This is a genomic window from Streptomyces parvus (assembly GCF_014648875.1).
Classification (GTDB): domain Bacteria; phylum Actinomycetota; class Actinomycetes; order Streptomycetales; family Streptomycetaceae; genus Streptomyces; species Streptomyces parvus.
On record NZ_BMRY01000004.1, the window covers coordinates 664,428 to 678,598 of the forward strand.

Annotated in this window: 12 protein-coding genes; 11 read left to right on the top strand and 1 reads right to left on the bottom strand. The window is 71.6% G+C overall.

Annotated elements, in window-relative coordinates:
• The first annotated feature begins 42 nt into the window (after nt 1-42).
• Nucleotides 43-1,239 carry a cytochrome P450 family protein gene (locus IE140_RS16510; protein WP_093443952.1) on the top strand — a complete coding sequence of 399 codons (1,197 nt, stop codon included), beginning with the start codon at nt 43-45 and terminating at the stop codon, nt 1,237-1,239.
• 39 nt (nt 1,240-1,278) lie between these two features.
• Here IE140_RS16510 and IE140_RS16515 read toward each other — a convergent pair whose 3' ends face one another.
• Nucleotides 1,279-2,298 carry a Gfo/Idh/MocA family protein gene (locus IE140_RS16515; RefSeq protein ID WP_093443950.1) on the bottom strand — a complete coding sequence of 340 codons (1,020 nt, stop codon included), beginning with the start codon at nt 2,296-2,298 and terminating at the stop codon, nt 1,279-1,281.
• 98 nt (nt 2,299-2,396) lie between these two features.
• On the opposite strand from IE140_RS16515, the gene IE140_RS16520 reads away from it, so the two are divergent.
• The 10 genes from IE140_RS16520 (at nt 2,397) to pcaDC (ending at nt 14,167) form a co-directional block, all read left to right on the top strand.
• Nucleotides 2,397-3,155 carry a GntR family transcriptional regulator gene (locus IE140_RS16520; protein ID WP_189460474.1) on the top strand — a complete coding sequence of 253 codons (759 nt, stop codon included), beginning with the start codon at nt 2,397-2,399 and terminating at the stop codon, nt 3,153-3,155.
• Nucleotides 3,156-3,531: 376 nt separating this feature from the next.
• Complete coding sequence (locus IE140_RS16525; protein WP_444545635.1) at nt 3,532-4,536, top strand: sugar ABC transporter substrate-binding protein; 1,005 nt, start codon at nt 3,532-3,534, stop codon at nt 4,534-4,536.
• Entirely contained in the window at nt 4,533-5,588 is a 1,056-nt protein-coding gene (locus IE140_RS16530) for an ABC transporter permease (RefSeq protein ID WP_093443948.1), read from the top strand. The genes IE140_RS16525 and IE140_RS16530 overlap by 4 nt, the downstream gene beginning before the upstream one ends.
• A complete protein-coding gene (locus tag IE140_RS16535; protein WP_093443945.1) occupies nt 5,585-6,439 on the top strand; it encodes an ATP-binding cassette domain-containing protein in 855 nt (284 codons plus the stop codon). The genes IE140_RS16530 and IE140_RS16535 overlap by 4 nt, the downstream gene beginning before the upstream one ends.
• A gap of 134 nt (nt 6,440-6,573) precedes the next feature.
• Nucleotides 6,574-7,740, top strand: a complete 1,167-nt coding sequence (locus IE140_RS16540) for an ROK family glucokinase (protein WP_030814486.1) — start codon at nt 6,574-6,576, stop codon at nt 7,738-7,740.
• 74 nt (nt 7,741-7,814) lie between these two features.
• A complete protein-coding gene (locus tag IE140_RS16545) occupies nt 7,815-8,411 on the top strand; it encodes a hypothetical protein (protein WP_093443943.1) in 597 nt (198 codons plus the stop codon).
• 487 nt (nt 8,412-8,898) lie between these two features.
• On the top strand, nt 8,899-10,311 hold the full coding sequence (locus IE140_RS16550; protein WP_032775386.1) for a family 2B encapsulin nanocompartment shell protein: 1,413 nt from the start codon (nt 8,899-8,901) through the stop codon (nt 10,309-10,311).
• Between the two features lie 80 nt (nt 10,312-10,391).
• Nucleotides 10,392-11,702 (top strand): family 2 encapsulin nanocompartment cargo protein terpene cyclase, encoded by a 1,311-nt coding sequence (locus tag IE140_RS16555; protein WP_150193550.1) that lies wholly within the window; start codon nt 10,392-10,394, stop codon nt 11,700-11,702.
• A gap of 17 nt (nt 11,703-11,719) precedes the next feature.
• Nucleotides 11,720-12,604, top strand: coding sequence for a geranyl diphosphate 2-C-methyltransferase (locus IE140_RS16560; protein ID WP_093443941.1), 885 nt, complete (start codon nt 11,720-11,722; stop codon nt 12,602-12,604).
• Between the two features lie 273 nt (nt 12,605-12,877).
• Nucleotides 12,878-14,167, top strand: coding sequence for a bifunctional 3-oxoadipate enol-lactonase/4-carboxymuconolactone decarboxylase PcaDC (pcaDC, locus tag IE140_RS16565; RefSeq protein ID WP_150193549.1), 1,290 nt, complete (start codon nt 12,878-12,880; stop codon nt 14,165-14,167).
• Nucleotides 14,168-14,171: the final 4 nt, after the last annotated feature.

The following is a 14,171-nucleotide window of genomic DNA, read 5'->3' on the forward strand; positions in this document are numbered from 1 at the left end:
CTCCGTCGTGAGGTGCCGTAACTCATCGAGAAGGGAACCGTGTTGACCACCGAACCCCTGGTCGATCTCGCCGCCCTCGGCGATCAGTTCACCCGCGATCCCTACCCGGCCTACGCCGCGCTGCGCGCGAAGGGCCCGGTCCACCGGGTCCGGATCCCCGAGGGGGCGGACGCCTGGCTCGTCGTCGGATACGAGGCGGGCCGCGCCCTCCTCGCCGACCAGCGGCTCTCCAAACACTGGAGCCGCGCCTCGCCCACGCTCGGGGTCAGCAAGGTGTCCGCGGGCTCCTCGATGCTCGGCTCCGACGCCCCCGACCACACCCGGCTGCGCAAGCTGGTCGCCCGGGAGTTCACCCCGCGCCGCATGGAACAGCTGGCGCCACGCATACAGGAGATGACCGACGAGCTGCTGGACGCCATGCTCGCGGCTCCGGACCGCTCGGCCGACCTCGTCGAGGCGCTGTCCTTCCCGCTGCCCATGTCGGTCATCTGCGAGCTGCTCGGCGTGCCGTTCCTGGACCGCGAGGACTTTCGCACCTGGTCCGGCCAGGCGGTCTCCTCCCTCGACGCGTCCCGGCGCGCCTCCTCCACCCAGGCGATGACCGCGTACATCGCCGGTCTGCTGGCCGACAAGCGCGAGAATCCGGGCGACGACCTGCTGAGCGCGCTGATCCACACCGCCGACGAGGACGGCGACCGGCTGTCCGGCGAGGAACTGATCGGCATGGCCTGGCTGTTGCTCGTCGCCGGACACGAGACGACCGTCAACCTCATCACCAACGGCGTCCACAACCTGCTCGCACACCCGGGTCAACTGGCCGCCCTGCGTGCGGACTTCTCCCTCATCGACAACGCCGTCGAGGAGATCCTGCGCTTCGAGGGGCCGGTGGAGACCCCCACGTACCGCTTCACCACCGAGCCGATCGAGGTGGGCGGCACGGTGATCCCCGGCGGCGGCGAACTGGTCCTGGTCGCGATGTCGGACGCCAACCGGGACCCCGACCGCTACCCCGGCGGGGACCGCTTCGACATCACCCGGGACGCCCGGGGCCACATCGCCTTCGGGCACGGCATCCACTACTGCCTGGGCGCCCCGCTGGCCCGTATCGAGGCCCGTACCGCCATCCGGTCGCTGCTGGAGCGCTGCCCGGACCTGCGGCTGACCGCCGACCCGGCGACGCTGACCTGGCGCACCGGAATGCTGATGAGGGGCCCGCTGAGCCTGCCCGTCGCCTGGTAGCAGCGGGCAGGCTTCCGGCTCCCGGTTCTCGGGCTTCCGTCAGCCGCCGGGGATCTCGTCCATCGCCACCGGCCGGCGTTCGCGGCGGGAGACCTCGCACGCCTCGGCGATCCGCAGGGCGTGCAGGGCCTCCCGCCCGTCGCACGGATTGGCCAGCTCGCCGCGGACCACGCGCAGGAACGCGTCCAGCTCCGCCTCGTACGCCGGGGCGAACCGTTCCAGGAAGCCCGGCCAGGGCTTCGCCGGGGCGCCGGGGCCGCCGGGCTCGGCCGAGGTCAGCGGCGTACGGTCGTCGAGGCCGACGGCGATCTGGTCCAGGTCGCCGGCCAGCTCCATCCGTACGTCGTACCCGGCGCCGTTGCACCGGGTCGCGGTGGCGGTGGCGAGCGTCCCGTCGTCGAGGGTGAGCAGGGCCGCGGCCGTGTCCACATCCCCCGCCTCCCGGAACATCGCGGGCCCCGTGTCCGATCCGGTGGCGTACACCTCGCTCACCTCGCGGCCCGTCACCCAGCGCAGGATGTCGAAGTCGTGGACCAGGCAGTCGCGGTACAGCCCGCCGGAGAGCGGGAGGTAGGCGGCGGGCGGCGGCGCGGGATCGGAGGTGACCGCCCGCACGGTGTGCAGCCGGCCCAGCCGCCCGTCCCGCACGGCGGCCCTGGCCTCGCCGTACCCGGCGTCGAAGCGCCGCATGAAGCCGAGCTGGAGCAAACTCCCCGCCGCCTCGACCTCGGCCAGCGCGGCGAGCGTGCCGGGCAGGTCCAGGGCGATCGGCTTCTCGCAGAAGGCGGGCAGCCCGGCGCGGGCCGCGCGGGCGATGAGCCCGGCGTGCGCGGCGGTCGCCGAACAGATCACCACGGCGTCGGGCGGGGCCGGCGCCTCGTCCGCCCCGCTGAAGAGGTCGTCCACGGCGACGGCCGTCCCCCCGGTCCGCAGGGCCGAGGCGGCAGCCCGTTCCGGATCCGCGTCCGCCAGCAGCAGGGCGTCCACGGCGGGGTGACGGCTCAGCACCTCCGCATGGAATGTGCCGATCCGTCCCGTTCCGATCAATCCGATGCGCATGGGCCCCAAGGTGGCTTCGCCCGGTCGTCATGTCAAGCAATTGTCCTGACAAACGACAGGCCATGGCTATGTCCGGACAAGCGAACTACGCTCGCCCCGTGACCGCACATGGAACCGACCGGCCGCTGCCGCTGAGCGTGGACCGCACCAGCCCGGTGCCGCTCTACTTCCAGCTGGCGCAGCAGCTGGAGGCGGCCGTGGAGCAGGGCCGGCTGGCCCCCGGCGCCCTGCTCGGGAACGAGATCGACCTGGCCTCCCGGCTGGGCCTGTCCCGCCCGACCGTCCGCCAGGCCATCCAGACGCTCGTCGACAAGGGGCTGATGGTGCGCCGGAGGGGGGTCGGCACCCAGGTCGTCCACAGCCAGGTCCGCCGCCCGCTGGAGCTCAGCTCGCTCTACGACGACCTGGAGACGGCGGGCCAGCGCCCCGCCACCGCTGTCCTGCGCAACACGACGGAACCGGCCACGGCCGAGGTCGCCGCCGCGCTCGGGGTCGCCGAGGGCAGCGAGGTCCATCTCGTGGAGCGGCTGCGCAGCGCGCACGGCGAACCGATGGCGCTCCTGCGCAACCACCTGCCGCCGGGGCTGGTGCCCCTGCGCATCGACGAGCTGGAGGCCACCGGCCTCTACCGGCTGATGCGCGCCGCCGGCATCACGCTGCACAGTGCCCGCCAGACGGTGGGCGCGCGCGCCGCGACGGTGGGGGAGGCGCGGGACCTGGACGAGGAGCCGGGGGCGCCGCTGCTGACGATGGAACGCGTGACGTACGACGACACGGGGCGGGTGGTGGAGTTCGGGTCCCACGTCTACCGCGCGGCGCGCTACGCCTTCGAGTTCCAGCTCCTGGTCCGCCCGTAGCCCACCCCAGCCCGTTCCCGGGTGCCCCATCCAGCCCGTCCGGCGTTTGAGGACGGAACCCTCGGGCTGGTGGCCCGCAGACTCCCAGGGGCCTGGGCCCCGGGAACCCCGCAGGCGCGGCCGACACCACCGCAACGGTTCCGTCCTCAATCGCCGGACGGGCTTGAAGGCGCGGGCCCGCCCAGGCCCGCCGGGCGGCGGAAAAGGTCCAGGCACACGGGTTGCGCTCGGCCGCCCCGTGCCCCAGGCTCCTGTGACCGTCGGCCACCCGCGCAAGGCCCCGGGGCAGGGCTCGGGGATACTGGGCAGCCGGCCCGGGACCGCACACCCCCGGCCAGGTCAGGCGAAGCGGACAGCAGAAGAAGGGCACGGTGTCGTGGCAAGGGTTCGGACAGGGGTACGCGCACTGGGCGCCGTGCTGGCAGTGATGCTGGCAGCCGCGGGATGCAGCAGCACCGGCGGCAAGCGGGCGGAAGAACGCGCGGCCGAGGCCGCCGAGGGGCGGGCCGCGGTGAACACCCCCCGCTGGACCTTCGCCATGGTCACCCACTCGGGAGACGGCGACACGTTCTGGGACATCGTCCAGAAGGGCGCCGAGCAGGCGGCCCTCAAGGACAACATCAACTTCCTCTACTCGCACAACGACGAGGCCAACCAGCAGGCCCAGCTCGTCCAGACCGCGATCGACAAGAAGGTCGACGGCCTGATCGTCTCGCTGGCCAAGCCGGACGCGATGAAGGCCGTGGTCGCCAAGGCCGTCAAGGCCGGCATCCCCGTCGTCACCGTGAACTCCGGCTCCGCCGAGTCGAAGGAGTTCGGCGCGCTCACCCACATCGGCCAGGACGAGACCATCGCCGGTGAGGCCGTCGGGGACGAGCTGAACAACCGGGACCGCAAGAAGGCGCTGTGCGTCCTGCACGAGCAGGGCAACGTGGGCCACGAGCAGCGCTGCGCCGGAGCGAAGAAGACCTTCGACGGCACGATGCAGAACCTGTACGTCGACGGCACCAACATGCCCGACGTCACCGCGTCCATCGAGGCCAAGCTCCAGTCCGACAAGAGCATCGACGCGGTCGTCACCCTCGGCGCCCCCTTCGCCGACGCGGCCGTCCAGGCCAAGCAGACGGCGGGCAGCAAGGCCGAGATCGACACCTTCGACCTCAACGCCAAGGTCGCCACCGGCCTCCAGAGCGACAAGCTCGGCTTCGCCGTCGACCAGCAGCCCTACCTCCAGGGCTACCAGGCCGTCGACCTGCTCTGGCTCTACCGCTACAACCGCAACGTGCTCGGCGGCGGCCAGCCCGTCCTGACCGGCCCGCAGGTCATCACCAAGGACGACGCCGACGCCCTGGCCGACTACACCAAGCGGGGCACCCGATGAGCGGCTCCACCGCCGCCCCGGAGAAGCCCGCGCAGCTCGACGAGCGCCTCGTCCACACCTCGCCGCTCCGCAAGCTGCTCGGCCGCCCCGAGCTGGGCTCGGTCGTCGGCGCGGTCGCCGTCTTCCTGTTCTTCGCGATCGTCGCCGACAGCTTCCTCCAGGCGTCCAGCTTCGGCACCGTCCTGTACGCGGCCTCGGTGCTCGGCATCATGGCCGCCCCGGTGGCCCTGCTGATGATCGGCGGCGAGTTCGACCTCTCCGCGGGCGTCCTGGTGACCAGCTCCGCGCTGATCTCGTCGATGTTCAGCTACCAGATGACGGCCAACGTCTGGGTCGGCGTCCTGGTGTCCCTGCTGGTCACGCTCGCCATCGGCGCGTTCAACGGCTTCATGCTGACCCGCACCAAACTGCCGAGCTTCATCATCACGCTCGGCACGTTCCTGATGCTGACCGGTCTGAACCTCGGCTTCACCAAGCTCATCAGCGGCACCGTCTCCACCAAGGCGATCGGCGACATGGAGGGCTTCGACTCGGCCCACGCCCTGTTCGCCTCCACGCTGACCGTCGGCAGCGTCGAGTTCAAGGTGACCATCCTGTGGTGGATCGCCCTCGTCGCCGTCGCCACCTGGATCCTGCTCCGTACCCGCTTCGGCAACTGGATCTTCGCGGTCGGCGGTCAGGCCGACGCGGCCCGCGCGGTCGGCGTCCCGGTCGTCCGCACCAAGATCGGCCTCTACCTCGGCGTCGCCTTCGCCGCCTGGATCTCCGGCCAGCACCTGCTGTTCAGCTACGACGTCGTCCAGTCCGGCGAGGGCGTCGGCAACGAGCTGACGTACATCATCGCCGCCGTCATCGGCGGCTGCCTGATCACCGGCGGCTACGGCTCCGCGATCGGCTCGGCGGTCGGCGCCTTCATCTTCGGCATGACCAGCAAGGGCATCGTCTACGCCGAGTGGAACCCGGACTGGTTCAAATTCTTCCTGGGAGCGATGCTGCTCCTGGCCACCCTGCTCAACGCGTGGGTGCGCAAGCGCGCGGAGGCGACGACATGACGGCCACGTCCGAGACGTCCGGGAAGACCGCCGGCCCCCTCGTCGAGCTGGACGACGTGTCCAAGTTCTACGGCAACATCAAGGCCCTGGAACACGTCTCGCTGGAGGTTCACGCGGGCGAGATCACCTGCGTCCTCGGCGACAACGGCGCCGGCAAGTCCACCCTCATCAAGATCATCGCAGGGCTGCACGGACACGACGCCGGACGCTTTCTGATCGAGGGCGAGGAGACGACCCTCGCCAACCCGCGCGACGCCCTGGACCGGGGCATCGCCACCGTCTACCAGGACCTCGCCGTCGTCCCGCTGATGCCGGTCTGGCGGAACTTCTTCCTCGGCTCCGAGCCCACGACCGGCGTCGGCCCCTTCAAGCGCCTCGACGTCCGGAAGATGCGCGAGACGACCCGTACGGAACTGCTCCGCATGGGCATCGACCTGCGCGACGTCGACCAGCCCATCGGCACCCTGTCCGGCGGCGAGCGCCAGTGCGTCGCCATCGCCCGCGCCGTCTACTTCGGCGCCAAGGTCCTCGTCCTGGACGAGCCGACCGCCGCGCTCGGCGTCAAGCAGTCCGGGGTGGTCCTCAAGTACGTGGCGGCCGCCCGCGACGCCGGCCTCGGCGTGGTCCTCATCACGCACAACCCGCACCACGCCCACCTCGTCGGCGACCGGTTCGTCCTCCTCAAGCGCGGAGTGATGTCCGGCAGCCACACCAAGGACGACATCACGCTCGACGAGCTGACCCGGCAGATGGCGGGCGGCAGCGAGCTGGAGGAGCTCAGCCACGAGCTGGAACGCACTCCCGCGCCCACCCTCCCGGGCACGTCCGCGGCGACCGAAGAAGGATCCTGACCGACGACCCGTCCCGGCGCGGCCGACCCCGCCCGTCGGCCCGCCGGGGCCGGGCAGTGGCAGAATCGAGCCCGGCGGGCGCCGTCCGCCGCCGGCCGCGACAGCGGCCCGGCCCCCCAGACCCCGCAGGGACGATGAGCACGTACCGCGACTTCGCCCACCGCGGCTCCGCCCGCGCCACCGTCCTCAGGACGGTCGGCACCAAGGAACGCCGCTCGCACCTGTCCGCGCCCCGCGTCCCCACGGTCGGGATCGACATCGGCGGTACGAAGGTGATGGCGGGCGTCGTCGACGCCGACGGCAACATCCTGGAGAAGGTCCGCACCGAGACGCCCGACAAGTCCAAGAGCCCCAAGGTCGTCGAGGACACCATCGTCGAGCTGGTGCTGGACCTCTCCGACCGGCACGACGTCCACGCGGTGGGCATCGGCGCGGCGGGCTGGGTCGACGCCGACCGCTCCAAAGTCCTCTTCGCCCCGCACCTCGCCTGGCGCGACGAGCCCCTGCGCGACGCCATCGCCTCCCGGCTCGTCGTCCCCGTCATGGTCGACAACGACGCCAACACCGCCGCCTGGGCGGAATGGCGCTTCGGCGCGGGCCGCGGCGAGGACCACCTCGTCATGATCACCCTCGGTACGGGCATCGGCGGCGCGATCCTGGAGGACGGCCAGGTCAAGCGCGGCAAGTACGGCGTGGCCGGTGAGTTCGGCCACATGCAGGTCGTCCCTTCGGGGCACCGCTGCCCCTGCGGCAACCGCGGCTGCTGGGAGCAGTACAGCTCCGGCAACGCCCTCGTCCGCGAGGCCAAGGAGCTGGCCGCCGCCGACTCCCCGGTCGCCCACTACCTGCTGGACCGGGTGAAGGGGAACGTCTCCGACATCACCGGGCCGCTCATCACCGAACTGGCCCGCGAGGGCGATGCGATGTGCATCGAACTCCTCCAGGACATCGGCCAGTGGCTCGGCATCGGCATCGCCAATCTGGCCGCCGCGCTCGACCCCTCCTGCTTCGTCATCGGAGGCGGCGTCAGCGCCGCCGACGACCTCCTGATCAACCCCGCCCGGGACGCCTTCAAGCGCCATCTCACCGGCCGCGGCTACCGTCCCGAGGCCAGGATCGCCAAGGCGCAGCTGGGCCCCGAGGCGGGTATGGTCGGCGCCGCGGACCTGGCGCGGCTGGTCGCCCGCCGCTTCCGCCGGACCAACCGGCGGCGCGTCGAGCGGTACGAGCGCTACGCCCAGATCTACGACCAGGCGGCGAGCACCATCCGCAACACGCGGTCCACCCGTACCGCCGACTGAACCGCGACCGCCCTTTCCGGCGTCCACCCCTCCGTACGCCTCACGTCGCCGCAGCACCTAGGGACCACCTGATCATGATCGCAGCCGAGCACCCCGTGGTGCCGCACCAGTCGGAGTCTCCGGGCGACGGCGAGGGCAGACCGCCCGAGGACCGCCGGCGGGTGTTCAAGCGGCGCTTCATCACCGCCACGATCATCGTGCTGCTGATCGGCATCCCGGCCGGCTACCTGCTGATCTCGGCCGGCCAGAGCCGCCGCTCGGGCATGGACAAGGAGACCGAGGCGGCCGCCCAGGGGCTGCGCGAGGGCTGGCCCTCCAAGATGCAGCGCCGGATCTTCGAGATCCCGGTGCCCGGCAACGGACAGGGCGTTCAGTACTACGAGACGAACAACTGGAAGGCCAGCCGGCTGTACGTGAAGTTCCGTACCACCTCCGCCGGTCTCGACCGCTTCCTGACCGGGGTGGGCACCGGACGTGCGGCGCTGGAGCCCGACAGGATCTCCATCAGCCCGCGGGACATCAAGATCACCGGCTGGTCCTTCGGCCCGGGCGAGCACTGGGCCGGCACCACGCACAGCAACAAGAAGCCGCGCCCCACCCAGAACATCACGGTCAACATGACCGATCCGGCCAGCCCCGTCGTCTATGTCGTATCGGCGGCGACCCCCTGACCGTGAGCCCGTGTGGCGACCCTTGGGCGTGAGCCCGTGAGCCCGTGAGGCGCCCCCCCCCGCGGAGCCTGAGCGAGTCGGCCCCGGCGGATATCCCACCCGCCGGGGCCGACTCGCGTGTGCGTGGCCACTCTCCGCAGCCGCCCTACCCTGTCCCGCGCGGCACTGCCACCGCCTGCCCGCCCAGGCAGGCCGGATTTCGTCGCGCATGGGCCGTTGTGGGCTCCACCAGCCCGGGACGCCTGCCGGACGGCCCTCGCAAGCACGGCTGAAATCCGTCCAACGCGGCCAAACGTTCCTCGGGCGCGATCATCGTATCGAGCTAACGTCGGTGGATTTCCTTGGTCCGAACGGTGGCGGGGCCCTTAGTGTTCCCCTGGATCTGGAGGGGGTTCATCTCCTTATCGGATCTTTCCTCCGCATTCCCACCCCTACGACCGTTCGCGTCGCATGCGCGCGTCCCGCCCGACCAAGGAGAGCCTGCCCGATGACTGTTGAATCGAGCCCGGAAGCCCGGCTGGAAGTGCCCCGGCAGTCCAGCCTGGGGACGGCCGCGGCCCGCAACCTCGCCAGCACGACGAAGTCCGCCCCGCAGATGCAGGAGATCACCTCCCGCTGGCTGCTGCGGATGCTCCCGTGGGTCGAGACCAAGGGCGGTGCCTACCGGGTCAACCGACGTCTCTCCTTCACGGTGGGTGACGGACGGGTGGAGTTCGTCCAGGACGGGGCCACGATCCGGGTCATCCCCCAGGAGCTGGGCGAACTCGCCCCGCTGCGGGACTTCGACGACATCGAGGTCCTGACCGCCATCGCCGACCGGTGTGTCCAGCGTGACTTCCGGGCGGGGGAGACGCTGGTCGAGCGAGGCGCGGCCGCGGACCAGCTCCACCTCGTCGCGCACGGCCGGATCGGCCAGACCTCCGTCGGCAGCTACGGCGACGAGGTCACCCTGGACGTCCTGGCGGACGGGGACCACTTCGGCGAGCACGTCCTGCTGGACGACGACGCCCGGTGGGCGCACACCGCCACCGCCGAGACCGCCGGCACCCTGCTCACGCTCTCCCGCGCGGACTTCGAGGCCATCGTGTCGAGCTCGGCCGAGCTCCGGGCCCACCTCGCCGAGTTCACCGCACGCTCCCGGCAGCGGCAGAACCACCGCGGTGAGGCGGAGATCGCGATGTCGGCCGGCCACGTCGGCGAGCACGAGCTGCCCGGCGCCTTCGCCGACTACGAGCTGCGCCCGCGCGAGTACGAACTCTCGGTGGCCCAGACCATTCTGCGGGTCCACACCAGGGTCGCCGACCTCTACAACGGTCCGATGAACCAGACCGAGGAACAGCTCAGGCTCACCATCGAGGCGCTGCGGGAACGCCAGGAGCACGAGCTGATCAACAACCGGGACTTCGGTCTGCTCCACAACGCCGACTTCAAGCAGCGCATCCAGCCGCACTCCGGCCCGCCGACCCCGGACGACCTGGACGAGCTGCTCTGCCGCCGCCGGGGCACCAAGTTCTTCCTCGCGCACCCCCGGACGATCGCGGCGATGGGGCGCGAGTTCAACGCGCGCGGCCTCTACCCGGACCACACCGACCTCGGTGGCCAGCAGGTCCCCGCCTGGCGAGGCGTCCCGATCCTGCCCTGCGGCAAGATCCCCATCACCCCGGAGAAGACCAGTTCGATCCTCGCCATGCGTACCGGCGAGGAGAACCAGGGCGTCATCGGTCTCCGGCAGACCGGGCTGCCGGACGAGTACGAACCGGGCCTCTCGGTGCGCTTCATGGGCATCGACGACAAGGCGATCATCTCCTACCTCGTCAGCACCTACTACTCCGCCGCCATCCTGGTGCCCGACGCGGTCGGCGTGCTGGAGAACGTACAGATCGCCCACTGGCCCAGGTAGTGGGCGCGGCGCGGAGCCCGCAAGCGGACCGCGTGCCCGGACGTCGTCGAAGACCAGCCCACCTCATCAAGGAGCCACGCATGCCCGTGCCCGACCTGCCGCTTCCGCGGTCGAGCCTGCCGGAGGCCCTCTCCCGCTTCGGGGCGACCGCGGGCGCCGCGGTCGAGGCCTGCGCCCCTGGCCTCGGTGCCGCCGCCTGCGCACCGTCCGAAGCAGCCGCGACGCCCCCATCGGTCGGCCTCCCCCCGGGCCCTTCACCGGTCGTCCCACCGCAGGCCGGTGGGACGGAGGCCGCGTGGACGGGCCGGGCGGGCGGCCTGGAACGGCTGTTGAGCGGACCCCACGGCCTGGGCACGGCAGGTCTGCGGCTGACACCGCGCGAGGAGCCTCCCGCGCCGGCGGCCGCGGAGCGCGGCCGACCGGTTCCGGGTCTCTACCACCACCCGATCCCCGAGCCCGACCCGGTGCGGGTCGAGGAGGTCAGCCGTCGCATCAAGGACTGGGCCCTGGACGAGGTCTCCCTGTACCCCGAGGAGTGGGAGGAGCAGTTCGACGGCTTCTCCGTGGGCCGGTACATGGTCGGCTGCCACCCGGACGCGCCCACCGTCGACCACCTGATGCTCGCCACCCGCCTGATGGTCGCCGAGAACGCCGTGGACGACTGCTACTGCGAGGACCACGGCGGGTCGCCCATCGGCCTCGGCGAGCGGCTTCTGCTCGCGCACACCGCGCTGGACCCCCTGTACACCGCGCGCGAGTACCAGCCGGACTGGTCGGCCTCGCTCCACGCGGACGCCCCCCGGCGCGCCTACCGCTCCGCCATGGACTACTTCGTCCGCGCGGCGGCACCCTCCCAGGCGGACCGGCTCCGCCACGACATGGCGCGCCTGCACCTGGGGTATCTCGCCGAAGCGGCCTGGGCCCAGCAGGACCGGGTCCCGGAGGTCTGGGAGTACCTGGTGATGCGCCAGTTCAACAACTTCCGGCCCTGCCCCACCATCACCGACACCGTCGGCGGCTACGAACTCCCGGCGGATCTGCACGCCCGCGCCGACATGCAGAAAGTCATCGCCCTGGCCTCCAACGCGACGACGATCGTGAACGACCTCTACTCGTACACCAAGGAACTCGACGCTCCGGGCCGGCACCTGAACCTGCCCGTCGTGATCGCCGAACGCGAGGGGCTGTCGGACAAGGACGCCTACCTCAAGTCGGTCGAGATCCACAACGAGCTGATGCGCGACTTCGAGACCGAGGCCGCCGCACTGGCCCTCTCCTGTCCCCTTCCGGGCGCGCAACGCTTCCTGCGAGGCGTCGCCGCCTGGGTCGACGGCAACCACCACTGGCATCAGTCGAACACCTATCGCTACAGCCTCCCCGATTTCTGGTAGAAGAGAAGGAAACATCTGTGACCAGCGCCGAACTGACCGCCACCGCTCCCGCCGCACTGCACATCCCCGGCCCGGCGACCCCCTACCAGGGAGACATCGCCCGCTACTGGGACGGCGAGGCCCGGCCCGTGAACCTGCGACTCGGCGACGTCGACGGCCTCTACCACCACCACTACGGGGTCGGCGATGTCGACACCGCCGCGCTCGGCGACCCGGAGGACAGGGGGTACGAGGACCGACTGATCGCCGAGCTCCACCGCTTGGAGTCCGCGCAGGCGGACGTTCTCCTCGGACACCTCGGCGCCATCGGGCGTGACGACACCGTCGTGGACGCGGGCTGCGGCCGCGGCGGCTCCATGGTGATGGCGCACCAGCGCTTCGGGTGCTCGGTGGAAGGCGTGACCCTGTCGGCCAAGCAGGCCGACTTCGCCAACGGGCGTGCCGCGGAGCTGGGCATCGACGACCACGTCCGCGCCACGGTGTGCAACATGCTCTCCATGCCCTTCGCGACCGGCTCCGCCGCGGCCTCCTGGAACAACGAGTCGAGCATGTACGTCGACCTGGGCGATCTCTTCGCCGAGCACGCCCGTGTCCTGGAGGTCGGCGGCCGCTACGTGACCGTCACCGGCTGCTGGAACCCGCGCTACGGTCAGCCGTCGAAGTGGGTCTCGCAGATCAACGCGCATTTCGAATGCAACATCCACTCCCGCCGGGAGTACTTGCGCGCCATGGCGGACAACCGCCTTGTGCCGCAGGCCGTGATCGACCTCACCCCCGACACCCTGCCCTACTGGGAGCTGCGGGCCACGTCCTCGCTGGTCACGGGGATCGAGGACGCGTTCATCAACTCCTACCGGGACGGGTCCTTCCAGTACGTCCTCATCGCGGCCGACCGCGTCTGACGGCACCGGCCCAGGGGCGGCCGGCGCCGGGGATCTCCCGGTGCCGGCCGTTCTCGCGTCGGGCGTGAAGCGCCGCGGCCGCGGGGTCGGGCCGGAAGCAGACGGTCCGTACAGCCCGGTCAGGCCGGAAGCAGACGGTCCGTACATCGGCACAGCCGGACGCGTCGCCGCTCGAACGGCCGGCGCCGAGGCCGGCGGCCCGCGAGGCCGGTCGCGCGGGACACCGGCCACCTGAGTTGGGGGAGGCGGTAGCCGGATGAGAGGGTCGAGCGGGTGAGCGACACACCACGGAACACCCTCAAGTACTGCGTCGACGGTCCCGAGGACGCCCCGGTCCTGGTCATAGGTCCCTCGCTGGGGACGACCTGGCACATGTGGGACCGCCAGATACCCGAGTTGTCCCAGCACTGGCGGGTCTTCCGCTACGACCTGCCCGGCCACGGCGGCGCGCCCGCCCACGCCGCCGCCTCCGTCGCCGAGCTGGGCGACCGGCTGCTCGCGACCCTGGACGGGCTCGGCGTCCAGCGCTTCGGCTACGCGGGCTGCTCGATCGGCGGGGCGATCGGCGCGGACCTGGCCCTGCGCCACCCGCACCGGGTCGCCTCGCTGGCCCTCGTCGCCTCCTCGCCCCGGTTCGGCACGGCCGACGAGTTCCGTCAGCGGGGCGTGATCGTCCGCACCAACGGGCTGGAGCCGATGGCCCGCACCGCGCCCGAGCGGTGGTTCACCCCCGGGTTCGCCGCGGCCCAGCCCGCCATCGTGGAATGGGCCGTGCAGATGGTCCGCACCACCGACCCCGGCTGCTACATCGCAGCCTGCGAGGCGCTCGCGGCGTTCGACATCCGTGGCGCCCTGGGCCGGATCGGCGTCCCCACCCTCGTGCTGGTCGGGGCGGAGGACCAGGTCACCGGGCCCGCCGAGGCCCGCACGCTGGTCGCCGGGATACCGGACGCCCGCCTCGCGCTCGTCCCCGGCGCCTCCCACCTCGCGCCCGTCGAGCAGCCCGCCGCCGTCAGCGACCTGCTGCTGATGCACTTCTCCACCGCCTGGCAGCAGGACACCTCGGCCGCGATCCCCGTGCTGCCCCACGTCACCGCGCCCGCCGCCACCGCCGTGCCGTTCGTCCCGGTGGCCGAGATCGCCCCGGCCGCCACCGCCCCCGACGCCGTCGCGCCGACCCCGGACGACCGGTACGAGCAGGGCACGAAGGTCCGCCGCGAGGTGCTGGGGGACGCCCATGTCGACGCGGTGAACGAGACGGCCGACGCCTTCACCGAGGACTTCCAGGAGCTGGTCACCCGGTACGCCTGGGGCGAGGTCTGGAGCCGCGACGGCCTCGACCGCCGCACCCGCAGCGTCATCACGATCACCGCACTCGTCGCCTCCGGCCACCTGGAGGGCCTCGCCGCGCACACCCGGGCCGCCCTGCGCAACGGTCTGACGCCCGCCGAGATCAAGGAAGTCCTGCTCCAGACCGCCGTCTACTGCGGCATCCCGGCCGCCGGAGCCGCCTTCGCCGTGGCGCAGAAGGTGATCCAGGAGGAAACCACCCCGCCCGCGTAGCAGG